The sequence below is a fragment of the Stutzerimonas chloritidismutans genome, assembly GCF_051486945.1.
Taxonomy (GTDB): domain Bacteria; phylum Pseudomonadota; class Gammaproteobacteria; order Pseudomonadales; family Pseudomonadaceae; genus Stutzerimonas; species Stutzerimonas chloritidismutans_B.
On the sequence record NZ_JAHVDX010000004.1, the window covers coordinates 585,634 to 611,295 of the forward strand.

27 protein-coding genes are annotated in these 25,662 nt (G+C 63.7%); 8 read left to right on the forward strand and 19 right to left on the reverse strand.

Annotation, left to right across the window (positions count from 1 at the left end; translation table 11 throughout):
- Window positions 1-8 precede the first annotated feature (8 nt).
- From zur to KXR72_RS18105, 4 genes are read left to right on the forward strand one after another with little or no spacing between them, the layout of a single operon-like run.
- Complete coding sequence (zur, locus tag KXR72_RS18090; protein WP_437422467.1) at window positions 9-494, forward strand: zinc uptake transcriptional repressor Zur; 486 nt, start codon at window positions 9-11, stop codon at window positions 492-494.
- On the forward strand, window positions 491-1,264 hold the full coding sequence (znuC, locus tag KXR72_RS18095; RefSeq protein ID WP_437422468.1) for a zinc ABC transporter ATP-binding protein ZnuC: 774 nt from the start codon (window positions 491-493) through the stop codon (window positions 1,262-1,264). Before zur ends, znuC begins: the two co-directional genes overlap by 4 nt.
- A gap of 8 nt (window positions 1,265-1,272) precedes the next feature.
- The gene (gene znuB, locus KXR72_RS18100; protein ID WP_437422469.1) at window positions 1,273-2,058 is read left to right on the forward strand and encodes a zinc ABC transporter permease subunit ZnuB; all 786 of its coding nucleotides are present in this window, start codon (window positions 1,273-1,275) and stop codon (window positions 2,056-2,058) included.
- Window positions 2,055-2,552: a YgjP-like metallopeptidase domain-containing protein gene (locus KXR72_RS18105; RefSeq protein WP_437422470.1), complete on the forward strand. Its 498-nt coding sequence runs from the start codon at window positions 2,055-2,057 to the stop codon at window positions 2,550-2,552. The genes znuB and KXR72_RS18105 overlap by 4 nt, the downstream gene beginning before the upstream one ends.
- Before the next feature lie 168 nt (window positions 2,553-2,720).
- Here KXR72_RS18105 and katE read toward each other — a convergent pair whose 3' ends face one another.
- Window positions 2,721-4,862 (reverse strand): catalase HPII, encoded by a 2,142-nt coding sequence (gene katE / locus KXR72_RS18110; protein ID WP_437422471.1) that lies wholly within the window; start codon window positions 4,860-4,862, stop codon window positions 2,721-2,723.
- Between the two features lie 269 nt (window positions 4,863-5,131).
- Here katE and KXR72_RS18115 point away from each other — a divergent pair, with 269 nt between their 5' ends.
- From KXR72_RS18115 to KXR72_RS18125, 3 genes are read left to right on the forward strand one after another with little or no spacing between them, the layout of a single operon-like run.
- Complete coding sequence (locus tag KXR72_RS18115) at window positions 5,132-6,142, forward strand: methionine ABC transporter ATP-binding protein (RefSeq protein ID WP_437422472.1); 1,011 nt, start codon at window positions 5,132-5,134, stop codon at window positions 6,140-6,142.
- Complete coding sequence (locus KXR72_RS18120) at window positions 6,142-6,819, forward strand: methionine ABC transporter permease (RefSeq protein ID WP_437422473.1); 678 nt, start codon at window positions 6,142-6,144, stop codon at window positions 6,817-6,819. Before KXR72_RS18115 ends, KXR72_RS18120 begins: the two co-directional genes overlap by 1 nt.
- A gap of 43 nt (window positions 6,820-6,862) precedes the next feature.
- Entirely contained in the window at window positions 6,863-7,636 is a 774-nt protein-coding gene (locus KXR72_RS18125; protein ID WP_437422474.1) for a MetQ/NlpA family ABC transporter substrate-binding protein, read from the forward strand.
- Between the two features lie 69 nt (window positions 7,637-7,705).
- On the opposite strand, the gene KXR72_RS18130 is transcribed toward KXR72_RS18125, so the two are convergent.
- The 7 genes from KXR72_RS18130 to KXR72_RS18160 all read right to left on the reverse strand — a co-directional run bounded on the left by KXR72_RS18130 (window position 7,706) and on the right by KXR72_RS18160 (window position 13,615).
- Entirely contained in the window at window positions 7,706-8,473 is a 768-nt protein-coding gene (locus tag KXR72_RS18130) for a heme ABC transporter ATP-binding protein (RefSeq protein ID WP_437422475.1), read from the reverse strand.
- A complete protein-coding gene (locus KXR72_RS18135; RefSeq protein WP_437422476.1) occupies window positions 8,473-9,510 on the reverse strand; it encodes a FecCD family ABC transporter permease in 1,038 nt (345 codons plus the stop codon). Before KXR72_RS18135 ends, KXR72_RS18130 begins: the two co-directional genes overlap by 1 nt.
- A gap of 139 nt (window positions 9,511-9,649) precedes the next feature.
- Window positions 9,650-10,285 carry an SCO family protein gene (locus KXR72_RS18140; protein ID WP_437422477.1) on the reverse strand — a complete coding sequence of 212 codons (636 nt, stop codon included), beginning with the start codon at window positions 10,283-10,285 and terminating at the stop codon, window positions 9,650-9,652.
- A 16-nt stretch (window positions 10,286-10,301) separates the two neighbouring features.
- Window positions 10,302-11,201 carry a heme o synthase gene (gene cyoE / locus KXR72_RS18145; protein ID WP_437422478.1) on the reverse strand — a complete coding sequence of 300 codons (900 nt, stop codon included), beginning with the start codon at window positions 11,199-11,201 and terminating at the stop codon, window positions 10,302-10,304.
- 17 nt (window positions 11,202-11,218) lie between these two features.
- On the reverse strand, window positions 11,219-12,277 hold the full coding sequence (locus tag KXR72_RS18150) for a COX15/CtaA family protein (RefSeq protein WP_437422479.1): 1,059 nt from the start codon (window positions 12,275-12,277) through the stop codon (window positions 11,219-11,221).
- Window positions 12,278-12,320: 43 nt separating this feature from the next.
- On the reverse strand, window positions 12,321-12,902 hold the full coding sequence (locus tag KXR72_RS18155; protein ID WP_437422522.1) for a hypothetical protein: 582 nt from the start codon (window positions 12,900-12,902) through the stop codon (window positions 12,321-12,323).
- Window positions 12,903-12,907: 5 nt separating this feature from the next.
- Window positions 12,908-13,615, reverse strand: coding sequence for an SURF1 family protein (locus KXR72_RS18160; protein ID WP_437422523.1), 708 nt, complete (start codon window positions 13,613-13,615; stop codon window positions 12,908-12,910).
- A gap of 82 nt (window positions 13,616-13,697) precedes the next feature.
- Between KXR72_RS18160 and KXR72_RS18165 the strand changes: the two genes are divergently transcribed.
- Window positions 13,698-13,898 carry a twin transmembrane helix small protein gene (locus KXR72_RS18165; protein WP_437422480.1) on the forward strand — a complete coding sequence of 67 codons (201 nt, stop codon included), beginning with the start codon at window positions 13,698-13,700 and terminating at the stop codon, window positions 13,896-13,898.
- Between the two features lie 54 nt (window positions 13,899-13,952).
- On the opposite strand, the gene KXR72_RS18170 is transcribed toward KXR72_RS18165, so the two are convergent.
- The 11 genes from KXR72_RS18170 to prlC form a co-directional block, all read right to left on the reverse strand.
- Window positions 13,953-14,852 (reverse strand): cytochrome c oxidase subunit 3, encoded by a 900-nt coding sequence (locus KXR72_RS18170; protein WP_437422481.1) that lies wholly within the window; start codon window positions 14,850-14,852, stop codon window positions 13,953-13,955.
- Window positions 14,849-15,427 (reverse strand): cytochrome c oxidase assembly protein, encoded by a 579-nt coding sequence (locus KXR72_RS18175; RefSeq protein ID WP_437422482.1) that lies wholly within the window; start codon window positions 15,425-15,427, stop codon window positions 14,849-14,851. Before KXR72_RS18175 ends, KXR72_RS18170 begins: the two co-directional genes overlap by 4 nt.
- A gap of 23 nt (window positions 15,428-15,450) precedes the next feature.
- Window positions 15,451-17,079 (reverse strand): cytochrome c oxidase subunit I, encoded by a 1,629-nt coding sequence (ctaD, locus tag KXR72_RS18180; RefSeq protein WP_437422483.1) that lies wholly within the window; start codon window positions 17,077-17,079, stop codon window positions 15,451-15,453.
- Between the two features lie 14 nt (window positions 17,080-17,093).
- The gene (gene coxB / locus KXR72_RS18185) at window positions 17,094-18,227 is read right to left on the reverse strand and encodes a cytochrome c oxidase subunit II (RefSeq protein WP_437422484.1); all 1,134 of its coding nucleotides are present in this window, start codon (window positions 18,225-18,227) and stop codon (window positions 17,094-17,096) included.
- A gap of 214 nt (window positions 18,228-18,441) precedes the next feature.
- The gene (locus tag KXR72_RS18190) at window positions 18,442-18,699 is read right to left on the reverse strand and encodes a hypothetical protein (RefSeq protein WP_437422485.1); all 258 of its coding nucleotides are present in this window, start codon (window positions 18,697-18,699) and stop codon (window positions 18,442-18,444) included.
- Window positions 18,700-18,817: 118 nt separating this feature from the next.
- Window positions 18,818-20,350, reverse strand: coding sequence for a SulP family inorganic anion transporter (locus KXR72_RS18195; RefSeq protein ID WP_437422486.1), 1,533 nt, complete (start codon window positions 20,348-20,350; stop codon window positions 18,818-18,820).
- Window positions 20,351-20,360: 10 nt separating this feature from the next.
- On the reverse strand, window positions 20,361-21,092 hold the full coding sequence (locus KXR72_RS18200) for a carbonic anhydrase (protein ID WP_437422487.1): 732 nt from the start codon (window positions 21,090-21,092) through the stop codon (window positions 20,361-20,363).
- A gap of 189 nt (window positions 21,093-21,281) precedes the next feature.
- Complete coding sequence (locus KXR72_RS18205) at window positions 21,282-22,346, reverse strand: PA0069 family radical SAM protein (protein ID WP_437422488.1); 1,065 nt, start codon at window positions 22,344-22,346, stop codon at window positions 21,282-21,284.
- A 133-nt stretch (window positions 22,347-22,479) separates the two neighbouring features.
- Window positions 22,480-23,247 carry a DUF3658 domain-containing protein gene (locus KXR72_RS18210; RefSeq protein ID WP_437422489.1) on the reverse strand — a complete coding sequence of 256 codons (768 nt, stop codon included), beginning with the start codon at window positions 23,245-23,247 and terminating at the stop codon, window positions 22,480-22,482.
- 17 nt (window positions 23,248-23,264) lie between these two features.
- The gene (locus KXR72_RS18215; RefSeq protein WP_437422490.1) at window positions 23,265-23,543 is read right to left on the reverse strand and encodes a YheV family putative zinc ribbon protein; all 279 of its coding nucleotides are present in this window, start codon (window positions 23,541-23,543) and stop codon (window positions 23,265-23,267) included.
- Window positions 23,540-25,588: an oligopeptidase A gene (gene prlC, locus KXR72_RS18220; RefSeq protein ID WP_437422491.1), complete on the reverse strand. Its 2,049-nt coding sequence runs from the start codon at window positions 25,586-25,588 to the stop codon at window positions 23,540-23,542. The genes KXR72_RS18215 and prlC overlap by 4 nt, the downstream gene beginning before the upstream one ends.
- Window positions 25,589-25,662 lie beyond the last annotated feature (74 nt).

The following is a 25,662-nucleotide window of genomic DNA, read 5'->3' on the forward strand; positions in this document are numbered from 1 at the left end:
CTCCGCCCATGCCTAAGTCCCCCCTGGCCTGTACGCCTCATGATCACGACCATTGCGTGAGCCATGCGCTGGCCGAAGCCGACCACCTCTGTCAACGCGCCGGTGTTCGCCTGACTGCGTTGCGCAAGCGCGTGCTGGAGCTGGTATGGCAGAGCCACAAGCCGCTCGGCGCCTATGACATCCTTGCCGAGCTAAGCGCACAGGACGGCCGCCGCGCCGCGCCGCCCACGGTGTACCGGGCACTGGATTTCTTGCTTGAAAACGGGCTGGTGCATCGCATCGCATCGCTCAATGCCTTCATCGGCTGCAATCACCCGGCGCACCCGCATCAGGGGCAGTTCCTGATCTGCCGCAACTGCCATACGGCGATCGAACTCGAGCAGCCAGCCATCAGCGAATCCATCGACCAGGCTGCGCAAAGCGTGGGCTTCACAGTGGAAGGCCAAACGGTCGAAGTGGTCGGTCTCTGCGGCCATTGCCGGGATGCGGCATGAGCGATGCGCTGATCCGCCTGGATGACATCCATGTGCGCTTCGCCAACCAGGCGGTGCTCGAAGGAGCTCAGCTGCAGGTCAATCGGAGCGAGATCGTCACGCTGATCGGCCCCAACGGCGCCGGCAAAACGACCCTGGTGCGCGCGGTGCTCGGGCTGATCAAGCCGGACCGCGGCAAGGTCTGGCGTAAACCCAAGCTGCGCGTGGGCTACATGCCTCAGAAGCTGCATGTAGACGCCACCTTGCCGCTGTCGGTGCTGCGTTTTCTGCGCCTGGTTCCGGGCGTGGATCGTGCGGGTGCGCTGTCTGCGCTGAGTGAAGTGGGCGCCGAACATGTCATCGATAGCCCGCTGCAATCGGTCTCGGGCGGCGAGATGCAACGGGTCCTGCTGGCTCGTGCCCTGCTGCGCCAACCTGAGCTGTTGGTGCTGGACGAGCCGGTTCAAGGCGTCGACGTCGCTGGCCAGGCCGACCTGTACCGGCTGATCGGTCGGCTGCGAGAGCGCTATGGCTGCGGCGTGCTGATGGTCTCGCACGATCTGCATCTGGTGATGAGCGCGACCGATCAGGTGGTTTGCCTGAACCGGCATGTCTGTTGCTCCGGTCACCCGGAACAGGTCAGTACCGATCCGGCCTTCGTCGAACTCTTTGGTCAAGATGCACGCAGCCTGGCGGTCTACCACCACCAGCACGACCACAGCCATGACCTGCATGGCAGCGTGGTCACCGGTAAACCCCACGTCCACGGCCCCGACTGTAAACACGGATAGCCCGCGCAATGCCCGATTTCCTGCTTAACGCCCTGCTGGCCGGCCTCGCGCTGGCGCTGGTGGCCGGTCCGCTCGGCTCATTCGTCGTCTGGCGGCGGATGGCGTACTTCGGCGACACCCTTTCCCACTCGGCGCTGCTCGGTGTGGCGCTGGGGTTGATGCTCGACGTCAACCTGACGCTTGCCGTCACGGTCTGCTGCGTGCTGCTCGCGGTGCTGCTGGTCACGCTGCAGCAACGCCAGCCGTTGGCCTCCGATACGCTGCTCGGCATCCTCGCGCACAGTAGCCTGTCACTCGGGCTGGTATCGCTGAGCTTCATGCAGGACGTGCGCATCGACCTGATGGGCTACCTGTTCGGCGACCTGCTCGCGGTCAGCCTCACCGACCTTGGTTGGATCATCGGCGGTTGCGCCCTGGTGTTGTTGGCCTTGATTCCGCTGTGGCGCTCATTGCTGGCGGTCACGGTGCATGAAGAACTGGCTCGCGTCGAAGGGTTGCCGGTAACAGCCATCCGCCTGGCGCTGATGCTGCTGATCGCCATGGTGATCGCCGTGGCGATGAAGATCGTCGGCGTGCTGCTGATCACCTCGCTGCTGATCATCCCTGCCGCTGCAGCGCAGCGTCACGCTCGCACACCGGAGCAGATGGCATTGGGCGCGAGCGTGCTGGGCATCGTGGCGGTGTGCCTGGGGCTGTCATTGTCCTGGTACGAAGACACCCCGGCTGGGCCGTCCATCGTGGTCAGCGCCGCCGCGCTCTTTCTACTCAGTTTTGCCTGGCCGAAGCGCACGTGACCGACCTGAAGTACCTGCGCGGCTATCCCGAGCCGCTGCTGGCCCAGGTGCGTGAGTTGATCGAGTCACAGCGGCTGGGTGACTACCTGGAGCGACGCTACCCGGGGCGCCATCAGGTGCAGAGCGACAAGGCGCTCTACGGCTACGTACAGCAGCTCAAACAGGACTACCTCCGGAGCGCCCCGCCTATAGACAAGGTGCGCTATGACAACCGCCTGGATTTGACTCACCGCGCGCTGGGCCTGCATACCGCCGTCTCGCGCGTACAGGGCGGCAAGTTGAAGGCAAAAAAGGAGATCCGCGTCGCCGCGCTGTTTCGCGAGGCGCCCGCCGATTTTCTGCAGATGATCGTGGTACACGAATTGGCGCACTTGAGAGAAAGCGACCACAACCGCGCCTTCTACAAGCTGTGCGAGCACATGATGCCGGGTTATGCGCAGACCGAATTCGATCTGCGCTGCTATTTGCATTGGCGGGAACTGGCAGCGCGTTGACGAAAGCAGCCTAGCGGTTGATCGCTTCGCCAGCCCCCTGCTACCCACGAAAAAGGGATCAGGTCACCAGCGGATTCAGTCCCATAGCCCGAGTGCTGGCGAATCGGCCGGGACCTGAACGAACCCACAGGCCGACCGCCCGCCAGCACGCTGCGGCTACACCGAGCGCTACGCCGGGACCTGAGCTGCCACTGCCTCGCGCGCCCAAACCCGATGTTGTGCCAGCGCCTTGGCGAAGGCACTGAAGACGGTGCTCAGATCGCCCGCATCGCCAGCGACCAGCCCGGTATCTTCCGGCAGGTTAAGCGCGGTGAGCAGCTGCCGAGCATCGCCTAGAACCGCGATCGGCTTGAGGTGCTTGTAGGCCTCGAGCAAGTAGTGCTTGGCCACGCCGGAGCCGAGCATGGCCTGCACGCTCTGAGCGCCACCGGGCACGAACACCGCGTCGAAAGCGATCGAGGGCATGCCGTCCATTGCTGCATCGGGCATAAGCAGCTTGCCGTCAGCGGTTTTCACCGGGGCGGGCGACGGGCCGATCAGTTTGGCCAGTGCGCCTTCATCGGCGAGTTTCTTCTTGAAGGCATCGATCATCGCGCCGTCCACGCCGTTGGCCACGAGGATCGCCACCTTGCGCGACTTGATATTGCCGGACAGGTGGTTGAGCAGGCTCAGGGCCGGCGACGAAGCAGGGTTCGGCTGACGAGGGCTCGCCGTTGGTGCGGTGGGCGGGGTAACGCCGATGTTCTCGGCGACACGCCGGGCCAGCTCCAGATCGATATTGGCAAGGATCTCGTTGACCTGCCGCTCGCGGATGAACACCCGCTCGACCTTGCCCAGCTCGAAGCTATAGGCACCGATGATGTGTTCCTTCTCCGGCGCGCTCATGCTGTTCCAGAACAGCGTGGCCTGAGAGAAGTGATCGCCAAAGGATTCACTGCGATTACGGATCTTGTGGCCCTCGACGCGCTCTGGGTAACTTTCGAAACCGCCACCCTGGGCTGCGGGCGGGGTCTCCTTGGGCCAGCCGTTGTCGATGGAATTGGGTTCGTAATTCGCGCGCCCGCGATTGACGGTCTGCCGATGGAACGCATCGCGCTGGTTGTTGTGCACCGGTGCGACCGGGCGGTTGATCGGGATCTCGTGAAAATTCGGTCCGCCAAGACGCAATAGCTGCGTGTCGGTGTAGGAGAACAGCCGGCCCTGCAGCAGCGGGTCGTTGGTGAAATCGATGCCCGGCACGATATGGCCGATATGGAATGCGGCCTGCTCGGTCTCAGCAAAGAAGTTGTCCGGGTTGCGATTGAGCGTCATCTTGCCGAGTTTCTGCACCGGCACCAGCTCTTCGGGGATGATTTTGGTCGGGTCGAGCAGATCGAAGTCGAACTTGTGCTCATCGGCTTCCTCGACCACCTGTACGCCCAGCTCCCACTCGAAATAGTCGCCCATCTCGATGGATTCCCACATGTCACGACGGTTGAAATCCGGGTCCTTGCCGGCCAGCTTCAACGTCTCGTCCCAGACCAGCGAGAAAGCGCCTGCGACCGGCTTCCAGTGGAATTTGACGAAACGGCTCACGCCTTCGGCATTGATCAGGCGGAAGGTGTGCACGCCGAAACCTTCCATCGCCCGGTAGCTGCGCGGGATGGCGCGGTCGGACATGGTCCACAGCACCATGTGCGCCGACTCGGGCGTCAGCGAGACGAAATCCCAGAAGTTGTCGTGGGCCGACTGGCCCTGGGGAATCTCGTTGTGCGGCTCGGGTTTGACGGCGTGGACGAAGTCCGGAAATTTGATGGCGTCCTGAATGAAGAACACCGGCATGTTGTTGCCGACCAGGTCGAAGTTACCCTCGTCGGTGTAGAACTTGGTGGCGAAGCCGCGCACGTCGCGCACGGTATCGGCCGAGCCGCGAGAGCCCTGCACCGTGGAAAAGCGCACGAAGACGGGCGTCTCCTTGCCCTTCGCCGAAAGAAACGACGCCTTGGTCAGCGCGCTGTGGTCGTCGTAGCTGACGAACACGCCATGCGCCGCCGCGCCGCGGGCATGGACGATACGCTCGGGGATGCGCTCGTGGTCGAAGTGAGTGAGCTTCTCGCGCATGATGAAGTCTTCGAGCAGCGAGGGGCCACGGCCTCCAGCCTTGAGGGTGTTTTGATTGTCGGCGATCTTCACGCCCTGGTTGGTGCTCAGGGCTTCGCCCGTGGCGTCGGAGCGAAAGGTGTCGAGCTGGTCGAGCTTCGTGTTGTGGTTCTTGCGGTCGACGGTGTCGGTACCGGCGAGTTCACTGTTCTTGAGCGTCTTGTCCGTCATCTTGGGCCTCGGTTGGGCAGGTGAGCCGAACCGCGAAATGACCGGGCCGTTCTAGCGTGGCCTGAGAGCTGATCGATTCACGGCATGCCGTTTTAGTGACCACGCACGGCGCCAAGAGGTTGCCTGCTGCGACGATTCGCGTCGTCTATCGCCTCGATGCCCAACATCAATCGGGGCGTGATCGCTACGCCAGGCGGGCCTAAACGCGTAGAATGCTCGCCTTTCGCCAATCATCCCGGCATCTACGACCGTACCCACAAGGTTCGCCCGTGATCGAATTCCAGCAAGTCCACAAAACCTACCGGGTGGCCGGCGGCCGCGAAGTGCCTGCGCTCAAACCGACCGCGCTGAGTATCGGTGCCGGCGAAGTATTTGGCCTGATCGGCCATTCCGGCGCGGGCAAAAGTACCCTGCTGCGGCTGATCAACCGTCTCGAGGAGCCGTCCGGCGGTCGCATCCTGGTCAATGGCGAGGATGTCACCGCGCTGGACGCCGATGGCCTGAGGCGCTTCCGCCAGCGCGTCGGAATGATCTTCCAGCATTTCAACCTGCTGATGTCCAAAACCGTTGCCGACAATGTCGCCATGCCCCTGCGCCTGGCCGGCAATCACTCGCGCGGTGAGATCGATCGCCGAGTCGCAGCCCTGCTCGAGCGCGTCGGCCTGAAGGACCAGGCGCGAAAATACCCCGCGCAACTTTCGGGCGGGCAGAAGCAGCGCGTAGGCATTGCCCGTGCCTTGGCCACCGAACCGGACATCCTGCTCTGCGACGAAGCCACCAGCGCACTAGACCCGCAAACGACGGCATCGGTACTTCAGTTGCTGGCCGAGATCAACGCCGAGCTGAAGCTGACCATCGTGCTGATTACCCATGAAATGGACGTCATCCGACGCGTCTGTGACCGCGTTGCGGTGATGGATAGTGGCGAGATCGTCGAACAGGGGCCCGTGACCGACGTGTTCCTGCACCCCAGACACTCGACTACTCAGCGCTTCGTACTGGAAGACGAGGCAGTCGATGAGAACGCCCAGCGCGACGACTTTTCCCATGTGCCCGGCCGCATCCTGCGTCTGACCTTCCAGGGCGAGGCAACCTATAAACCGCTGCTGGGCACGGTCGCGCGCGAGACAGGTGTCGATTTCAGCATTCTCTCGGGTCGCATCGACCGCATAAAAGACACGCCCTACGGCCAGCTGACCCTGGCCCTGGTGGGGGGCGATATGGCCGCGGCACTGGCCCAACTGAATGCAGCGGACGTGCACGTGGAGGTATTGCGCTGATGGACGCCTTGTTCAGCTCCTTGCTGGGAAATGTCGACTGGTACGAAATCTGGCTGGCAACGCTGGACACCCTGCTGATGCTCGGTGGCTCGCTGTTGTTCACGATCATCCTCGGGCTGCCGCTGGGCGTGCTGTTGTTCCTCACCGGCCCGCGCCAGCTGTTCGAGAACGGCCCCCTGTATGCCTTCCTGTCCTTTGCGGTAAACGTGCTGCGTTCGCTGCCGTTCATCATCCTCTTGATCGTGATGATTCCCTTCACGGTGCTGATTACCGGCACCTCGCTGGGCGTCGCCGGTGCCATTCCGCCGCTGGTGGTGGGTGCGGCGCCGTTCTTCGCGCGGCTGGTAGAAACCGCCCTGCGCGAGGTCGACCGCGGCATCATCGAAGCGACCCAGGCCATGGGCGCGACCACCCGGCAGATCATCTTCAACGCACTGTTGCCCGAAGCACGACCGGGCATCATCGCCGCGGTGACCGTCACCGCCATCACGCTCGTCTCCTACACCGCCATGGCCGGCGTCGTGGGCGCAGGCGGACTGGGCGACCTGGCCATCCGCTTCGGCTACCAGCGCTTCCAGACGGACGTCATGGTGGTTACCGTGGTGCTTCTGCTAGTGCTCGTTCAGGTGCTGCAGAGCGTCGGTGACAAGCTGGTAACGCATTTCTCCAGAAAATAACTGCCTAACCGGCATCGCTACAGGAACCCACAAGGAGCCCTTCATGAAAAAACTGCTTGCCGCCTTCGCCGCTGCCGCGGCCTTCTCCGCCCAGGCTGCCGACGAACTGAACGTCGCCGCGACCGCCGTACCGCACGCGGAAATTCTCGAATTCGTCAAACCCCAGCTCGCCGAGCAGGGCGTTGATCTCAAGGTGAAGGTCTTCACCGACTACGTTCAGCCGAACATCCAAGTCGCCGAGAAGCGTCTGGACGCCAACTTCTTCCAGCACCAGCCGTACCTGGATGAGTTCAACAAGGGCAAGGGCACCGAGCTGGTCAGCGTCGCGGGCGTGCACATCGAGCCCTTCGGCGCCTACTCGAGCAAGCTGAAGTCGCTGGATGAGCTGCCCAACGGCGCCACCGTGGTCATCCCCAACGACGCCACCAACGGCGGCCGTGCGCTGCTGCTGTTGCAAAAGGCCGGCGTGATCACCCTGAAGGACGGCGCCGGCATCACTGCCACCGTCAAGGACATCGCCGAGAACCCGAAGAAGATCAAGATCCGCGAACTGGAAGCGGCGACCCTGCCGCGTGTGCTGACACAGGTCGACCTGGCGCTGATCAACACCAACTACGCGCTGGAAGCCAAGCTGAACCCCACCGAAGACGCCCTGTACATCGAGGGCAGCGACTCGCCTTACGTGAACATCCTCGTTGCCCGCCCGGACAACAAGGACAGCGCCGCCATGCAGAAGCTTGTCGAAGCGCTGCACAGCGAAGAGGTGAAGCAGTTCATCAACGAGAAGTACAAGGGCGCAGTCGTTCCGGCGTTCTGATTACCGGCACACCGAGCGTCACCGCTCACCCTTTGCAGTAAGAACGGGCCCTTTCAGGGCCCGTTTTTTTTAGCGCACCACCACCAGCGGATGGCCACGCTCGGGATGGCGCTGCACCAGCACATCGAGCCCGAACACCTCACGCAGCGGCTCGGGCCTGATCACCTCTTCCACGGCGCCCTTGATGTGCGCCCGGCCCTGGTGCAGCAGCACGAGCCGATCGCAATAACGTGCCGCCAGGTTGAGGTCATGCAGGATCACCAGCACCGCCGCGCCGCGCTCGGCAAAGCCGCGTACCGCTTGCAGCGTGCTGTGCTGATGGAGCGGGTCGAGCGCCGCAGTAGGCTCATCGAGCAACAGCACTCGCCCTTCCGCTCCCGGCCAGAGCTGTGCCAGCACCCGCGCCAGATGTACGCGCTGGCGCTCGCCGCCGGAGAGCGACAGGTAATTACGGCCTGCCAGATGGCCTGCGTCGGCCGCAGCGAGGGCCTCGCCCGCGATGCGCCGGTCCGCGGCGCGGCCTTCAGCATGCGGCAACCGGCCCATGCCGACCACGTCTTCGACATAAAAGCCAAAGCTCAGGCTGGACTGCTGCGGCAGCACGGCAAGCCGCTGTGCTCGCTCGCGCGACGGCCACTGGGCAAGCGGCCGGCCTGCAAGCAGGACCTGACCAGCGCTCGCAGGCAATTCTCCGCAGAGCGCGCCGAGCAACGTGCTCTTCCCCGCACCGTTCGGACCAAGCACACCCAGCACCTCGCCTGCACCGACCTGTAGATCGACGTTTTGCAGGACCGGGCGCGTTCCGCGGCTGACCGATAGAGCGTGGGCAATGAGCATCAGCGGCGCTCCCGCACCAGCAGGAACAGGAAGAACGGCGCGCCAAGCAGCGCCGTGACGATGCCGATCGGCAGTTCCGCCGGCGCCAGCAGCAGGCGCGCCAGCAGGTCGGCCAATAGCAACAGGCTGGCACCGGCGAGCGCGGAGGCTGGTAGAAGGACGCAGTGATCCGGCCCGCTGAGCAGGCGAATCAGGTGCGGTACCACCAGCCCGATAAAGCCAATCAACCCTGCCGCTGCGACTGCAGCGCCGACGCCAAGCGCCGTTAGAAACACCAGCTCACCCTTGAGCCGCTCCACCTGAAAGCCCAGGTGGCGCGCTTCCGACTCCCCGAGAAGCAATGCATTGAGGGCCTGCGCTCGGCGAGGCAACCAGGCCGCCACGGCCACGGTGATCAGCAACAACGGCCAGAGCCGCACGTAGCTGGCCCCGTTGAGGCTGCCAAGATTCCAGAAGGTCAGGGTGCGCAGGGTCGCGTCATCGGCGAGATAAGTGAACAGGCCGATGCCAGCGCCCGCCAATGCGGTCAGGGCGATGCCGGCCAGCAGCATGGTGGCGACGCTGGTCTGGCCGTCTCGGCGGCCTAGCCGGTAGACCGTCGCGGTCACAACCAGCCCGCCGGCAAAGGCGCTACCTGACAGCAGATAAGGCTCAAGGCTTGCCGGCAGGCCACCGAGCAGGGCGCCGCAGACGATCGCGACCGCAGCACCGAGAGCGGCGCCGCTGGAGACGCCAATAAGCCCTGGGTCGGCGAGCGGGTTGCGAAACAGTCCCTGCATGGCTACGCCGGTCAGCGCCAGCACCGCACCCACGGCGAGGCCGAGCAGCGTGCGGGGCAAGCGAATCTGGCCCAGGATAAGTTCTGCCTGCGCCAGCCGCGGATTGGGCTCGCTTAGCCCGGACAGGCTGAGCGCGGCGCGCCAGGTGTCACCCAGCGCCAGGCTCACCGGTCCGAGGGCGAGGGACAACCAGATCGAGAGCACTAGCAGGACCGCCAGCAGCGCGAACAGCAGGCGCGGGGGCAAGACGCGGGTCATCGGGACGTTTCGGTAAGGGCTTGCGCGTGAGGATAAAAGGCTGCGCACAACGCCGCCAGCTTGGCAGGCAGCCGCGGCGCGATAGGCGAAGGCCGACGTGTGGCTGCCAGGCCTGCTCGGCCGCCAGCAGTCGAGACGCTCAGCCTTCTTGCCCGATCAAGACGGGCAACTGCTCGGCCAGCTTGTCGGTACGCAGCGGCGCGCGGATGAAACCGCGCAGGCGACCGTCCGGGCCGATCAGTGCGAGGTTGCCGCCGTGGTCGACCGTGTAGTTTTCCTTGGAGGTATCCGCGGGAATGAACGGCACGCCGGCCGCGTTGGCGAGCGTCTGGATATCCTCGAGCGGACCGGTGAGGCCGATGAATCCAGCGCCGAAATAGTCCAGGTACTGCTTGAGCTGTTCCGGCGTATCACGCTCGGGGTCGACGCTGACCAGTATCGGCTGGAGACGCTGCTTCACCTCGTCAGGCAGCTTGCCGCGCAGGTGACGCAATTCAGCGAGCGTGGCCGGGCAAATATCCGGGCAGAAGGTATAGCCGAAGAACAATAGGTTCCATTGCCCCTCGAGCTCAGCCGTGGAGACGGGTTCGCCGTCCTGATTCGTCAGTGTCACGTCCGGTATGTCGCGCCCTTGGGGCAGCATGACGATGCCGGCGTCGAGCTGAGCGGCGGTGTCGACCTGCTGTCCGGTGTTGAGAACACGATAAGCCGTCAGGCCAATGACCAGCGCAACCAGCGCCACGAGGATGAAAACGGTTTTGTGGATGCGCGTCATGAACGTCCTTGGCCGGTTAGAAGGTCAGCGGCAAATAATGATCAACCAGCAAAGCGATGAACAGCGCGAAGAGGTACCAGATGCTGAACTTGAATGTCTTGATCGCGGCATGTGGGCGGCTGTCGCGATAGAGCACGACCGTCCAGAACAGGAAGCGGGCGCCCAACAGTACGGCTGCGGCCAGGTACAGCACACCACTCATGTGGATGGCAAACGGCATGACGCTCACCGCCAGCAGCATGGCGGTGTAGAGCAGGATGTGCACCTTGGTGTAGTGCTCGCCATGGGTCACGGGCAGCATCGGTACGTTGACCTTGGCGTATTCGTCCTTGCGGTGAATGGCCAGCGCCCAGAAGTGAGGTGGGGTCCAGGCGAAAATGATCAGCACCAGCAGCAGCGGTTCGGCTGTCACGTGCCCTGTTACCGCGACCCAGCCCAGCAGCGGCGGGGCAGCGCCAGCGAGGCCGCCGATGACAATGTTCTGAGGCGTGGCGCGCTTGAGAAAGCCGGTATAGATCACCGCGTAGCCGACCAGCGAAGCGAGCGTCAGCCAGGCAGCCAGCGCGTTGGTGAAGGTCAGCAGGAGCGCCATGCCCGCCACAGCGAGAGCCAGGGCGAAAAGCAAGGCGGCGGCTGGCGAGACTCGCCCCTCGGCCAACGGACGGCGGTGGGTACGGGCCATGACCGAATCGATGCGTCGATCCACGACATGATTGACGGCCGCCGCACCGCCGGCACACAGGGCGATGCCCAGGTTGCCAAATAGCAGCACGGTCCAGGGCACGCCGGCACGTGTCGCGAGAAACATGCCCACCAGCGAGGTGATGAGCATCAGCAGCACCACCTTCGGTTTGGTCAGTTCAAGGTAATCCCGCCACGTCGCTTGGGCGCCGCGTTCGCTGAGTAGAGTCGCCATGGGGTTTCTCCTTCTGGTCAAGCGCGTGGCAGGTCGAGCCTACCCGTCGTGTTCGAATCGAGGTGCGCCCGAGGTTCAGGCGCTACGGCCCTGGCCCCGAGGCTCAGGCGGTGATTGATCAGCACCGTTACCAGCAGCAGCAACGCGCCTCCCCCGTTGTGTGCGACCGCAACGGCAAGCGGAAGATTCAGTAGGACATTGCTGATGCCCAGGCCGACCTGCAGCGCGAGCGCCGCTACGAGCAGCCCAGCCAGGCGCGAAAGGCCGTGGCGCCAGAGTTGCCAGGCAAGCCCGAGCAACACGAGCATGACGACCAGCGCACCGAGCCGGTGCGTTACATGAATAGCGGTACGCGCCTCGCCATAGAGCAATCCGCCGAGGTAATTGGGGCCAATGTCGTGATGCGCGAGATTGAACGCATTGGCGAAGTCCATCGTTGGCCACCACTCGCCGTGGCAGGTCGGAAAATCAGTACAGGCGACTGCCGCGTAGTTGCTGCTGACCCACCCACCGAGCGTGACCTGACCGATCACCGCGGCCATGCCGAGTACCGCCAGGGTTCTCAAGCGGCGTGGAATGGGAGGGATCGCTGGCCGCCTTCCGGCCAGACGCAGGCTCAGGAGGAACAACAGGCTGAGGGTGGTGAAACCGCCCAACAGGTGTGCCGTGACGACCTGCGGCCAGAGCTGCAGAGTGACCGTCCACATCCCGAACGCCGCCTGCGCGATCACCACGGCGAGCAGGAGCAGAGGCAACTTCAGTGGTTGGCCCGGCAGGTCTCGCTGGCGCACCGCCCTTACCGAGAGCGCGAGAATCACCAGGCCCAGCGCGCCGGCGAAGTAGCGATGGACCATCTCGTTCCAACCCTTGTGCACTTCCACCGGTGCGTCCGGGAAGCGTTGCGCGGCCAAGGTCTGCGCCTGTTCACTCATCGGCACGGCGAGAAACCCATAGCAACCGGGCCAATCCGGGCAACCGAGGCCGGCGTGGGTCAACCGGGTGTAGGCACCCAGTAACACCACCACCACGGCGAGCAGCGTGGCGAATACGGCTAGACGGAATCCGGGTTTGGCCATCAGGTGCTCCTTGGGCGTGCTTTAGGGTTTCAGCGCGTATGGCTCAACCGATCTGGGAAATCTTCAGCAGGTGTTTGAGGTCATCGAGGATCGCCTTGCCGTTGGCCTGCTCGTCGTAGCGCAACACCAGATTGCCGTGTGGGTCGACAATCCAGAGCTGCGCACCGGTCGGCAGCGCGGGGTTGGCGCCATACCTCGCCGCGTCCAGCGGGTAGCGCTTGAGCTGCGGGTATTCGCGATGCAGGCGCGCCTCGTAGCCAGGCTCAAGCGGTGTGCCGCTGGCCAGCGCGTGGCTGGCGCGCCCGGCTTCGCGAGCCAGGCCGATATTGATCTGCCGCGCCAGATAGACCAATTCCTGACAGGCGTCAGCGCAGCCTTGCGGAGCGGTCACTAGCAACTCCCAATGCGGTTCGCTGCCCTCCGGCAGGCTGATGCCGAGCGCTTCGCGGCCTTCGCCCGTGGCGATCAGCACGCCGTCGTAGTTGCGCGTCTCCGGCACCCAGAAGCCATAGCGATACATGGCCGAGGCCAGCAACATGGGCCCGATCACTACGGCAAAGATCAACAGCAATTGCAGCCGCCCGCGGCGGCGCGAGGGCTGAACGGGGTGATAGCTGGGATTCATCGCGCTCACTGCTTGCTCCCCCGTGCCTGATGCACGCCAAAGTAAATAAACAGCGCCAGCAGCGCGGCGGCCAGGGCGAACCATTGCACGGCGTAGCCCAGATGCTGCGCAGGCTGCATGGTGGTTACCGGCCAGTCGGCACGGTAAGCGGCCGGGCCGGGCTGGAGCCGAAGCTCGTAGGCGACGCCGTCGCGATCGAGCGTTTGCCACAGCGCCTCGACGTCCACATGATTGATCAGCCTCGGCCAGCCCTCGGCCTGCCGCTTGTTCAACACGAAGGGTTTGCCGGGTGGTGCATAGACCCAGGCGGCGAGCTTCACCGGCTGGTCCGGTGTATCGAATTGCGGTGGCACGCGCCGGTCCGGCCAGGGTATCCAGCCACGATTGACCAGCACCCAGCGCCCACTGGGTTCGTCCTGCAAGGGTTGAATCAACTCCACCCCGACCTGACCATCGCGGGTGCGGCTATCGAGCAGAAAGCTGTGTTCAGCGTCGAAGGTGCCCTGGAGGTAGATACGGCTGTAGCCAGGCTCGGCGAGCCGTTCGATCTGGTCTGGGCCAACCGGCGGCGCTTGTTCACGAGCTTCCTGCCGCGCCAGCAGTTCGCGCTTCTGCTCGCCGCGCTCGAGCTGCCAAATTCCGAGCCAGACCAGCAACGGCAGCAAAACAAGCACCACGAGCGTCGGCACGAGCCCGGGCCGGAACCCGGTCATGCCACGCACCCCGGCACGTCGATAAGGCTGGCTATACTGCACCCCCACTTCCCCCAGTTCCCCTGTCACGGCGGACCCGCTCATGCTCAAGGCGGCGATTGTTCTGTTATTAGTGGCCACGTTGGTCAGTCTGTTCAGTGGTCTGTTTTTTCTGGTCAAGGACGAAAGCCGCAGCTCGCGCCTGATTACCGCCCTCTTCGTCCGCGTGTCACTCACCGCCCTGACGGTTGCGTTGATCGCCTGGGGCTTCTATTCCGGCCAGCTGCATCCAGGCTTCGGTTAAGCCGCAGCCGCTTCTAGCGAGAGGCCGGCGGCGCATCGGCGGGTTACTCCCGCCCTACAGCACATAGACAAAGACGAACAGGCCGATCCAGACCACGTCCACGAAGTGCCAATACCAGGCCGCTGCCTCGAAGCCGAAGTGCTGCTCAGGCGTAAAGTGGCCGCGGAAGCTGCGCACCAACATGACGGTCAGGATGATTGCGCCCATGGTGACGTGCGCACCGTGGAAACCCGTCAGCATGAAGAAGGTTGCGCCGTAAATGCCCGAGCCGAGCGTCAGCCCAAGCTCGGTGTAGGCATGCACGTATTCCTCTGCCTGCAGCAGCAGGAAGATCACGCCCAGCAGTACGGTGATGCCCAGCCCCAGTTTCAGTTGCTTGCGATTGCCCTTGCGCAGGGCGTGGTGCGCCCAGGTCAGGGTGAAACTGGAACTGACCAGAAGGATGGTGTTGATCAGCGGCAAGCCCCACGGGCTGATCGTGCCTTCCGGCGCCGGGTACACCTGCGGATCGGGGTTGTTCAGCAGTGGCCAGCTGTACTCGAAGTTCGGCCAGAGCATGGCGCTCACGCCCTTGTCGCCGTCACCGTCCAGCCAGGGTCCGACCCAGTAGCGGATATAGAAAAGCGTGCCGAAGAAGGCGAGAAAGAACATCACTTCAGAGAAGATGAACCAGCTCATGCCCCAGCGGAACGAGCGGTCCATCTGCGCGCTATAGAGCCCGGCTCGACCCTCGCGCACCACCGAGCCAAACCAGCCGAACATCATGTACGCGATCAGCAGCCCGCCGATGAAGAAAATGACCGGGCCGCTGATCTCGTCGCGCTCGGCCTTGAGGTCGTTGAACCAGGTGCCCAGGCCATAGACCGTCGTCAGCAGGGCGATGGTCCCCACGATCGGCCATTTACTTTGGGCGGGAACGTAGTAGTTCTCGTGCGTGGTGGTCTGTTGGCTCATTGCAGACTCTCCTTGGCCGGCTTCGAAGACGCCTGGGCTACGGCGACGGGAGGCTGGCGAGACGTGATGTCGAACAGGGTGTACGCGAGCGTCAGGTGACGCACATCCGCAGGCAGATCACGATCAACGATGAAGCGCACTGGCATTTCGATGCGCTCACCGGGTTGCAGTACTTGCTGGGTAAAGCAGAAGCATTCGGTCTTGTGGAAATACGCCGCCGCCTTGGACGGCGACACGCTGGGCACCGCCTGCGCGGTCATCGGCTTGTCGGTCGGGTTGTAGGCGACGAAGCGCATTTCCCGGCTGGAGCCCGGGTGGACGCTGAGCTGGTCGGCGACGGGCTTGAATTCCCAAACCATTCCCGACGCGTTGGTGGCCAGGAACTGCACCCGCACCTCGCGCGCCTCGTCTGCGGTCTGAGCACCTTCATAGGCGCCCGCCGTCTTGCCGTTGATGCCGAACGCCTTGCACATCACGTCGTAAATGGGCACCAGAGCAAAGCCGAAGGCGAACATCGCCACGACCACCAGCAACAGTCGACGTACTAGGCGGCCCAACGGCAGCTCAGTGTTCATGGCGACGCTCCGAGGTGGGCAGATTAGTCATGCTTCGGGCCCGTCCGGTGCTCGTGCAGTTCTTCCACGCTCGGCGGCACGCTGAAGGTGTGATACGGCGCAGGCGACGGCACACTCCACTCCAGCCCCTCGGCACCGTCCCAGGGCTTGGCCGCCGCCGCCGGACCGCCGCGAATGCACTTGATGACGATGAACAAGAACAGCAACTGCGTCGCCCCGAACATGAACGCCCCGATGCTAGAGACCATGTTGAAGTTGGCGAACATCATGTTGTAGTCCGGGATCCGTCGCGGCATCCCAGCGAGCCCGACGAAGTGCATCGGAAAGAACGCGAGGTTCATGCCGACGAAACTCATCCAGAAATGCAGCTTGGCCAGGGTTTCGTCATACATGTGCCCGGTCCACTTGGGCAGCCAGTAGTAGGCCGAGGCAAAGATGCCGAAGATCGCGCCGGGCACCAGCACGTAATGGAAATGCGCCACCACGAAGTAGGTGTCGTGGTACTGGAAATCAGCCGGCGCGATGGCCAGCATCAGCCCGGAAAAACCGCCGATGGTGAAGAGAATCACGAAGGCCACCGCAAAGAGCATCGGCGCCTCGAAGGTCAGCGAGCCGCGCCACATGGTCGACACCCAGTTGAACACCTTCACCCCGGTGGGCACCGCGATCAGCATGGTCGCGTACATGAAGAACAGCTCCCCGGTCAGCGGGATGCCGACGGTGAACATGTGGTGCGACCAGACGATGAACGAGAGAAAGGCGATGGCACCGGTGGCGTAGACCATGGAGGTGTAGCCGAACAGCGGCTTGCGGGAGAACGCCGGGATGATCGAGCTGACCGCGCCAAACGCTGGCAGGATCATGATGTACACCTCTGGGTGCCCGAAGAACCAGAACACATGCTGGAACAACACCGGGTCGCCGCCGCCCGCGGCGCTGAAGAAGCTGGTGCCGAAGTGGATGTCCATCAGCATCATCGTCACCACGCCAGCCAGTACCGGCATCACCGCGATGAGCAGGAAGGCAGTGATCAGCCAGGTCCAGACGAACAGGGGCATTTTCATCAATGTCATGCCCGGCGCGCGCAGGTTGAGCACCGTGGCAACCACATTGATCGCGCCCATGATCGAGCTGATGCCCATCAGGTGGATGGCGAAGATGAAGAAGGTCACCGACTCCGGTGCATAGGTCGTCGATAGCGGCGCGTAGAACGTCCAGCCGAAGTTCGGCCCGCCACCCTCCATGAACAGGGTCGACACCAGCAATCCGAACGCGGCGGGCAGCAGCCAGAAGCTGAAGTTGTTCATCCGCGGCAGCGCCATGTCCGGTGCGCCGATCATCAGCGGGATCATCCAGTTGGCGAGGCCGACGAAGGCGGGCATCACCGCGCCGAAGACCATGATCAGGCCGTGCATGGTGGTCATCTGATTGAAGAACTCGGGCTGCACGATCTGCAGGCCCGGCTGAAACAGCTCGGCGCGAATCACCATCGCCATCGAACCGCCCAGCAGAAAGGCGCAGAAGCTGAACCACAGGTACATCGAGCCGATGTCTTTGTGGTTGGTGGTCAGCAGCCAGCGGGAGATCCCCTTGGCCGGGCCATGGTGGTGGTCATGCCCGGCATGACCATGATCGTCGATCACTGCACTCATCGCCGCCACTCCTCTTATTGACTGGCTTCTTCGGCCTGTTTGAAGTCGAGCACGTCTTTCGGCGTGACCATGTCGCCCTTGTCGTTGCCCCAGGCGTTACGCTCGTAGGTGATGACTGCGGCAATATCGACTTCCGATAGCTGCGGCCCGAACGCCGGCATCGAGGTGCCCGGCTTACCTTTGACGACGATAGTGATGTGCCCTTCCGGTTCGCCGGTGGCGATGGGCGAACCCTTGAGCGCCGGGAACATCGGCGGCAGGCCTTCGCCGGTGGGCTGGTGGCAGCTGGCGCAGTTGGACTGGTACACCTTCTCGCCACGCTCGACGAGCTCTTCGAGCGTCCATTCCTTGCTGGTCAGCTCGGCAAGCTTGGCAGCCTCGGCTTTCTTCTCGCCGAGCCAGGTGGCGTAGTCCTCGGGCGTCTTGACGTCGACCACCACGGGCATGAAGCCGTGGTCCTTGCCACAGAGTTCGGTGCACTGGCCGCGGTAGATGCCGGGCTCATCGATGCGGGTCCAGGATTCATTGATGAATCCTGGGATGGCGTCCTTTTTCACCGCCAGGTCCGGCACCCACCAGGAATGGATGACATCGGCCGCGGTGATCAGGAAGCGCACCTTGGCGCCCGTCGGGATCACCAGAGGCTCATCAACCTCCAGCAAGTAATGCTCGCCCTTCGGTTCGAGGTTGTTGATCTGGTCGCGTGGGGTGGTGAGGTTGCTGAAGAACTCGACGTCCTCACCCAGGTACTTGTAGTGCCACTTCCACTGATAACCGGTGATCTGGATGTCGACGTCCGACTCCGACGCATCGTAGATGTGGATCAGCGTGCGCGTGGCCGGTACTGCCATGCCGACAAGAATCAGCAACGGGATGATGGTCCAAAGCACTTCGACTTTGGTGTTTTCATGGAAATTGGCTGACGTCTTCCGCTTGGAGCGGTGGTGCGCAAGCATCGACCAGAACATCACAGCGAACACCAGCACGCCGATGATCACGCAGATCCAGAAGATGGTCATGTGCAGGTCGAAGACGGAACGACTGACTTCTGTGGCGCCGGAGCGCATGTTCACGTCCCAGGCCGCTTCGGCCTGACCGAACAGCGAACACAGTCCGATCCCCATCCAGGCTCGTGGATGTCGCGGCATTGCGGGTTCCCCTTATGGTTCTTGTTATCCCGCCGACTGCTGCTGTCCGGCTGCGGGCAAGCAAATCGCTCGCACCAACATCCAGACTAGGCTCCGAACTGGCTCCCCCCAATTCCTGGTTGCCAGGCTTCGCTTTGCACGCACAGTCGGATTCGATCAGTACGCCTACGATCGGAGTATAGACAGCGTTTGAAGACTGGCAATTTAGTCAACATCAGGCTCTGGCTTCGGCCTCTGCGGGGTGGTCGTTTTTCTTCACGCCACGGATGTTCATCAGCGCCAGGCACACCTGCAGCGTGATCAACGCCCAGGCTTCGGCGGACCAACCCCAGATCACCCAGAGCAGGTTGCTCAGCAGAAAGCACCAGAAGCCCACCGTGCGCCGCCGCGGCTTCAGCGAGCCGATAAGCCAGGCCGCCAGAACCGTGACGACCATAGCGGGCCACTGCAGCAGATCGATAAAAACGTCCAATTCAGTCCTCCAGAACGAACAGCAGCGCACCGGGATAGCCGATGCGCTGCGATCTGGGAACGCACTTCAAGCGCCCCTTGCCAGAGAGTCAGGTGGCCTGCGGCTCCGATTAGTTCCCCTATGCGGTGCCGGCCAAGTGCTCCGCCTGTCGACGCCGCCCCTCGACACGCCGCGTCAGTGCGCGTGGCTCGATGATCAGCCGAGCGCCGTGCACGTCGTTGGAACGCCGCCACTCCTCGAGCAGCTCCATGCAGGCATGGTCGATGTAGCGCAGATGCTCCATCGGCACCTGCAGCCAGGCACCCTGTGGGACCGATTCGAGCGCCTTCGACAGTTGTGGCACCTTGAGAAAGGTCGCCGCGCCCTGCATGCGCAACTCGACCTGGCGGCCGTTGCAGGTCAGGTTGATCTTCAGGCGCGACGCCTGCCAGGCCAATTGCGCGAGGGTCAAGGCAAAGCCCACCAGCACGCCGGTCAGCAGGTCGGTGGCGACAATGGTCAGCGCCGTCGCGACGTGGATCAGCATCGCCATGCGCCCGTAACGGCCCAGCTGGCGCAGCGCCTTCAAGTCGATCAGCTTGAAGCCGGTATAAATCAGCACGCCCGCCAGGCTCGCCACCGGGATTCGCTCGAGCAACGTCGCCAACAGCACCACCGCCGCGAGCAGCCACACCGCATGCAGCATCGCTGACAGGCGCGTCCGCGCCCCTGCTTGCACGTTCGCCGAGCTGCGTACGATCACGCCGGTCATCGGCAGCGCGCCGACTACACCGCACAGCATGTTGCCGATACCCTGCGCCGCCAGCTCTCGATCGAAATCAGCCCGCGGGCCCTGGTGCATACGGTCCACCGCAGCAGCCGAAAGCAGCGTCTCGGCACTGGCGATGAAGGCCAGTGCCAGCGCTGCGACCAGCAGCCCTGGATCGGCTAGCGCCAACATGTCGGCCGGTCGCAGCCAGGTCACCGCCTCGGCGAGGTTGTCTGGCACCTCGACGCGGCGCACGTCCAGCCCCAACCACAAGCCTACTAACGTCGCCGCCGCGACCCCGAGCAATGCACCTGGCAACAGGCGCAGGCGCTGAGGCCGGACGCGATCCCACAGCCACATGCAGGCGATCGTCAGCAAACCGAGCGACGCGGCCAGCATGCCGTCGCCATTACCTTGAAACGGCAACGCCGACCACAGCGCGCCCGGAAAAGCGCTGAGGTTGCCCAATCCCGAGGCAGCCGGCTGAGCATCCATCATCACATGCAGCTGCGATAGCACGATGAGGATGCCGATGCCCGCCAGCATCCCGTATACCACCGCAGGCGCCGTGACTCGGAACCAGCATCCCCACTTCAGCCGCCCCGCCAGCAGTTGGAGCGCGCCAGCCAACAACAGAATCGGCCCCAGCATGGCCGCGCCATACTGCTGCACCAGCTCGAACACCAATACCGTAAGCCCTGCGGCCGGGCCGCTGACCTGCAACGGTGCGCCAGACAGCCAGCCAACCACCAATCCGCCGATGATGCCGGTCACCACGCCTTTGGCCGGGGGCATGCCCGATGCGATGGCGATGCCCATGCAGAGCGGAAGCGCTACTAGGAAAACCACCACCGAGGCCATCAGGTCCCGCGGCAGGTTCGCCTTGATCGAATCTAGGTTCATGGTCACCTCCTCAGGCTGACGCATAGCGCGGAACCGGCGTCGCCACCGGTACCTGCCCGTCACCGTCGAGGGGCGCAAAGCGGCCCGACCGGGCGTCATAGGCGAGGATCTCACTCGTCTCGATGCAGTACACCCAACCATGAATAGCGAGCTGGCCGCCTGCCAGCCGCGCGGCGACAGAGGGGTGCGTACGCAGATGGTCCAGCTGAGCCACGACATTTTCTTCGGTGAGCACACCAAGGTGCTCGCCGCCGCAGCCACAGTTCTGCTCGACCAAGCTGCGCGCGACCTCACAATGCCGCAGCCAGGCGCGGACCGTGGGCATCCGCTCCAGCCCATGCGGGTTCAGCACCGCTTTCATCGCGCCGCAATCGGAATGGCCACAGATGATGATGTGCTGGACGTTGAGCACCATCACGGCGTATTCGATGGCCGTCGACACGCCGCCGTTCATCTGGCCGTACGGTGGCACCACATTGCCGACGTTGCGGGTGACAAACAGATCGCCGGGCGAACTCTGGGTAATCAGCTCCGGCACGATGCGCGAATCGGCGCACGTGATGAACATGGCGCGCGGTTGCTGGGCTCTGGCCAGGCGAGTGAACAGCGCCTGCTGTTCGGGGTAGATCTCAGTACGGAAGCGGCGAAAGCCGTCGACGAGACGGGTGAAGGACTCGTCGGCGCTTTCGCCGCGTGCAGGCAAGTCGATGGGCTCGGGGCGGGTATGGATGGGTTCACGCATGGCGGGTCTCCTGATGGGCGATGGGCGCGCCATCGTCCGGGCCCACTGCGGCCCGTGACTGACTGGTCACGCCTGCCTGGAGGCTAGTCACCGAGACTTAACCGAAACTGAACGAACCGCTCTATCTCGCCGCTTTCAGACGAAACGTCCAATTGCGCAGTGATGCCATGTCGAGCGTATGGAATAGCGCTAGAGCAGTGACATCTGCACGCCCGGCACGGCGAACCGGGTGCAGTCGAGACCGTAGTTCTGGTCGCGGCGAGTAAAACCCAATCGCTTGCAGGCCAGCTGGAAGCGCTGGGCCAGCAGTTGAGCGAACTGCCCTTCGCCGCGCATGCGGCTGCCAAAACGGCTGTCGTAATCCTTGCCGCCTCGTGACTGGCGGACCAGGCTCATCACATGCGCGGCCCGCTGAGGGAAATGCTCCTGCAGCCGCTCATCGAACAACGTAGCCACCTCATGGGGCAGCCGCAGCAGCACGTAACCGGCTGAGCGGGCCCCGGCATCACGTGCGGCCTCGAGCATGCGTTCCAGCTCCATGTCATTGATCATGGGAATCATCGGCGCGCACATCACACTGACCGGCACGCCCGCTTCGTTCAATGTGCGCAGCACGCGAAGCCGGGCCGACGGCGAGGCCGCACGCGGCTCCATGATGCGCTTGAGTTCATCGTCTAACGTGGTGAGGCTGACCGAGACGCTGACCAATCGTTGTTCCGCCAACGGCACCAGCAGGTCGAGATCGCGCAGCACCAGCGAGCCCTTGGTGATGATGTGCACCGGATGCTTGAAGCGCAGCAGCGCCTCCAGCGCCTGACGCGTCAGCTGCTGCTCGCGTTCCAGCGGTTGATAGGCATCGGTGTTCACCCCGAGGGCGATGGGCTGCGGTACGTAGCCTCGTTTGCTCAGCTCTTGCTCCAGGCGCTCGGCGAGGTTGGTCTTCGCAATCAACCGAGTCTCGAAGTCGATGCCGGGCGACATGTCCCAGTACGCATGGCTCGGCCGCGCAAAGCAGTAGATGCAGCCGTGCTCACAGCCGCGATAGGGATTGACCGAACGATCGAAGCCGACATCCGGTGACTGGTTGCGGGTGAGCACGCTTTTCGCCGTCTCGAATCGCACTTCGGTCGCGCGGGTCGTGGGCACGTCCTGCTCCCAGCCATCGTCGTACGCCTCGCTGCGAGTCGGGGCGAAACGATTGTCCGGGTTGATCGCAGTGCCGCGACCGCGCGGCGTGCTCTTCGGCGGGTACATGGCAGGCTCCGGAATACTGTATATCGATACAGTATCAGAACATGGCGAAGCATCGCCAATGTCACCGCACCCGCCCGTCGCGTAGGTTGATTGCGCCTATCGAGCCAGCCCCCTGCAGACGGCCGAGATCGAGTCAGCTCGAAGGACGTCGCACCTGCACCTTGCTGTATTCAGCCTGCGCGTCGTCACTGAGCAAAAGAACGCCGCGTCTCGCCAGCTCGCGGGCGCGCCAGTAGAGAAACATGTCCGTGGCGAAGAACCCATTGCAGTGGCCCATGACCTCGGCCATGGCGCGTGCCAATGGCATCCAGTCGTCGCGGCAGGCCCCAACTAATGCTTCGTCGATCTGCGCATTGTCCTCGCCAACGAAGCGCCCATCGACCCAACGCCGTATCGCTGCATTTTCAGCAACGGCAGCGCGCCATTGGCTGGCGAGGTTGGCCGTTCGGATCGGCTCTACAAGGCGCGGCTGATAAAGCGCTGCCAAGGCATCGGGTGCGTGCATGGACACTGCCATGCGGGCACCGGCGCGGCTGTCACCAGTGCCGCACACGACTTCGTAAAACGGTAACGGCGAGCCTTCAAGCGCCGCCGCCACGCGCGCCAACATCAGCTGTTCGGACGCACTATCGCCATGCCAGACCGTGAATTGGCGCGACTGGGTGCCGATGCTGGCGAGCCATTCGGCGTCGGCCGCCACACCGGCGAAGTCGGGCTGAGGCTCCAGCCTGGCAGGCCAGACGCGCTCCCAGAACACCACCCGCTCAGCGCAAGGCGGTGATTCGATATCGGCAAGGGGGCCAACCGCAAGATCATCCCGCAGGATCCGAAGCTCATTGCCTTCGGCCAGCAACTGCCGGACGTTGTCCGCCGCGAGGTCGCCACAGGTGAGATGCCACATGGCGAGCCTCCTTCGGATCAGTCGGTTTTTTTCTTCAGCTTTGGATTGGGAAAGAATTGCACGGCCTGCACCTGCGGATCGGCCGGCTTCGGCTTGGCCTGGTTGACCCGCGTACCTAATTCCATGGGCACCGACTGGCCCTGGGCGTTGAGGGTATCGGCGTAGCCGCACTCGACGCATTCGCGATGCGGAACGCCGTCGACATCCCACATCTTGATGCTGTCGCTGGCGCTGCACGCCGGGCATACAGCCCCGGCGATGAAGCGCTTGGTGGTCACCTTGGGCGCGTCGCTCATGCCACGTTCTCCGTCAGGCCGAGGTGGCGCAGCAAGGCGTCGGTCGACGGCTCGCGACCGCGGAAGTCGACGAACAGCACCATCGGCTCCTGCGAGCCGCCGCGCGCCAGGATGGCGTCGCGGAAGGCGCGGCCGGTGTCGGGGTTGAACACGCCCTCTTCCTCGAAGCGCGAGAAGGCATCGGAGGACAGCACCTCGGCCCACTTGTAGCTGTAATAGCCCGCCGCATAACCGCCAGAGAAGATGTGCGCGAAGCTGTTGGGGAAGCGATTGCTGGCCGGCGGACGCATGACCGAGACCTCGTCGCGGATGCTCTCCAGGACCTGCAGCACGCTGCGGCCGTCGCCATGGGTGGCGTGCAGTTCGAAGTCGAACAGTGAGAACTCCAGCTGGCGCACCATCATCAGGCCGGACTGGAAGTTCTTCGCAGCCAGCATCTTGTCGAGCAGATCCTGCGGCAGGGTTTCACCGGTCTGGTAGTGGCCTGAGATCAGCGCCAGGCCTTCTGGCTCCCAGCACCAGTTTTCCATGAACTGGCTCGGCAGCTCGACCGCGTCCCAGGCCACACCGTTGATGCCCGAGGCACCGGCATGCTCAACCTGGGTCAGCAGGTGGTGCAGGCCATGGCCGAACTCGTGAAAGAGCGTGGTGACTTCATCGTGCGTCAGCAGCGCCGGGCGCTCACCCACTGGCGGAGTGAAGTTGCAGACCAGGTTGGCGACCGGCGTTTGCAGCGTGCCGAGGCAGGTACGGCGCTTGTCGCGCGCCCCATCCATCCAGGCGCCACCGCGCTTGTTGGCCCGCGCGTAAAGGTCGAAGAAGAAGCGCCCGACGTGCTCGCCCTTCTCACGGATTTCGAACAGGCGAACATCCGGATGCCAGCTGTCGAAGTGCTCCAGCTCGTGAATCTCGATGCCGTACAGGCGCTTGACGATGGCAAACAGGCCGGACAGCACCTTATCCACCGGGAAGTACGCACGCAGTTCTTCCTGACTCAGGCTGTAGCGGGCCTGGCGCAGCTTCTCGCCGAAGTAATTGACATCCCAGCTCTGCAGATCGGTGACACCCTGCTCAGCGGCGAAGGCGCGCAACTCTTTCAGGTCGCGCTCGGCGAACGGCTTGCTGCGCGTGGCTAGATCCCGCAGGAAGCCCAGCACCTGGTCGGTGCTATCGGCCATCTTGGTCGCCAACGACAGCTCGGCGTAGTTGCCGAAGCCCAGCAGCTGCGCCAGTTCCTGACGCAGGTCAAGGATCTGCTCCATCACCGGGCCATTGTCGAACTGGCCGGCGTTCGGCCCTTGGTCGGAAGCACGGGTGGAATAGGCGACGTAGACCTCTTCGCGCAGCTCACGATTGTCGGCGTAGGTCATCACGGCGTAGTAGCTGGGGAATTCGAGACTGATCAGCCAGCCATCCAGCTCCTTGGCCTTGGCGGCTTCGGCCATCTGCGCCTTGGCCGAATCGGTGATGCCGGCCAGCAGGCTTTCGTCGGTGACGTGCTTGGTCCAGGCCTGGGTGGCATCGAGCAGCTGGTTGGAAAAGGTGCTGCCCAGCTCGGCGAGCTTCATGCGGATCGCGCCGAAGCGTTGCTGCTCGGCTGGCGGCAGATCGATGCCGGAGAGGCGGAAATCACGCAGGGCGTGGTCGATGATGGTCTTTTGCGCCACATCGAAGCCGTCGGCCTCGGGGCTCACCGACAGCGCCTGGTAGGCGGCAAACAGGTCGGCGTTCTGACCCAATTCGGTGGCGTAGGCCGACAGCTTCGGCAAGCAGGCCTCGTAGGCGCTGCGCAATTCGGGGTTGTTGCGCACCGCGTTGAGGTGGCTGACCGGGCCCCAGGCGCGGCTGAGGCGCTCGTTCATTTCGTCGAGGCCGACCACCAGGGTGCTCCAGTCAAGGCTCTCGGCCGGGCGGCTGAGCAACTCCTGCAAGGCGACGCGGTTCTCGCCGAGGACGGTATCGACCGCCGGCTCGACGTGCTCCGGGCGAATCTCGGAATAGGGCGGCAGGTCGAAGTCCCGAAGCAGCGGGTTGGTATCGGTCACGGCAGTTGCCCCTTCTGAATGAATGATCACCGGTGCATGTTAAAGACAAATGCCCGACCGCGCAGCTGGGGAAC

Excerpts from the sequence above, each read along its gene's own strand:
- zur (WP_437422467.1), top strand. The coding sequence starts at position 9 with ATGCCTAAGTCCCCCCTGGCCTGTACGCCTCATGATCACGACCATTGC.
- znuC (WP_437422468.1), top strand. The coding sequence starts at position 491 with ATGAGCGATGCGCTGATCCGCCTGGATGACATCCATGTGCGCTTCGCC.
- znuB (WP_437422469.1), top strand. The coding sequence starts at position 1,273 with ATGCCCGATTTCCTGCTTAACGCCCTGCTGGCCGGCCTCGCGCTGGCG.
- katE (WP_437422471.1), bottom strand. The coding sequence starts at position 4,862 with ATGACGGACAAGACGCTCAAGAACAGTGAACTCGCCGGTACCGACACC.
- KXR72_RS18120 (WP_437422473.1), top strand. The coding sequence starts at position 6,142 with ATGGACGCCTTGTTCAGCTCCTTGCTGGGAAATGTCGACTGGTACGAA.
- KXR72_RS18125 (WP_437422474.1), top strand. The coding sequence starts at position 6,863 with ATGAAAAAACTGCTTGCCGCCTTCGCCGCTGCCGCGGCCTTCTCCGCC.
- KXR72_RS18130 (WP_437422475.1), bottom strand. The coding sequence starts at position 8,473 with ATGCTCATTGCCCACGCTCTATCGGTCAGCCGCGGAACGCGCCCGGTC.
- KXR72_RS18135 (WP_437422476.1), bottom strand. The coding sequence starts at position 9,510 with ATGACCCGCGTCTTGCCCCCGCGCCTGCTGTTCGCGCTGCTGGCGGTC.
- KXR72_RS18140 (WP_437422477.1), bottom strand. The coding sequence starts at position 10,285 with ATGACGCGCATCCACAAAACCGTTTTCATCCTCGTGGCGCTGGTTGCG.
- cyoE (WP_437422478.1), bottom strand. The coding sequence starts at position 11,201 with ATGGCGACTCTACTCAGCGAACGCGGCGCCCAAGCGACGTGGCGGGAT.
- KXR72_RS18150 (WP_437422479.1), bottom strand. The coding sequence starts at position 12,277 with ATGGCCAAACCCGGATTCCGTCTAGCCGTATTCGCCACGCTGCTCGCC.
- KXR72_RS18155 (WP_437422522.1), bottom strand. The coding sequence starts at position 12,902 with ATGAATCCCAGCTATCACCCCGTTCAGCCCTCGCGCCGCCGCGGGCGG.
- KXR72_RS18160 (WP_437422523.1), bottom strand. The coding sequence starts at position 13,615 with ATGACCGGGTTCCGGCCCGGGCTCGTGCCGACGCTCGTGGTGCTTGTT.
- KXR72_RS18165 (WP_437422480.1), top strand. The coding sequence starts at position 13,698 with ATGCTCAAGGCGGCGATTGTTCTGTTATTAGTGGCCACGTTGGTCAGT.
- KXR72_RS18170 (WP_437422481.1), bottom strand. The coding sequence starts at position 14,852 with ATGAGCCAACAGACCACCACGCACGAGAACTACTACGTTCCCGCCCAA.
- KXR72_RS18175 (WP_437422482.1), bottom strand. The coding sequence starts at position 15,427 with ATGAACACTGAGCTGCCGTTGGGCCGCCTAGTACGTCGACTGTTGCTG.
- ctaD (WP_437422483.1), bottom strand. The coding sequence starts at position 17,079 with ATGAGTGCAGTGATCGACGATCATGGTCATGCCGGGCATGACCACCAC.
- coxB (WP_437422484.1), bottom strand. The coding sequence starts at position 18,227 with ATGCCGCGACATCCACGAGCCTGGATGGGGATCGGACTGTGTTCGCTG.
- KXR72_RS18195 (WP_437422486.1), bottom strand. The coding sequence starts at position 20,350 with ATGAACCTAGATTCGATCAAGGCGAACCTGCCGCGGGACCTGATGGCC.
- KXR72_RS18200 (WP_437422487.1), bottom strand. The coding sequence starts at position 21,092 with ATGCGTGAACCCATCCATACCCGCCCCGAGCCCATCGACTTGCCTGCA.
- KXR72_RS18205 (WP_437422488.1), bottom strand. The coding sequence starts at position 22,346 with ATGTACCCGCCGAAGAGCACGCCGCGCGGTCGCGGCACTGCGATCAAC.
- KXR72_RS18210 (WP_437422489.1), bottom strand. The coding sequence starts at position 23,247 with ATGTGGCATCTCACCTGTGGCGACCTCGCGGCGGACAACGTCCGGCAG.
- KXR72_RS18215 (WP_437422490.1), bottom strand. The coding sequence starts at position 23,543 with ATGAGCGACGCGCCCAAGGTGACCACCAAGCGCTTCATCGCCGGGGCT.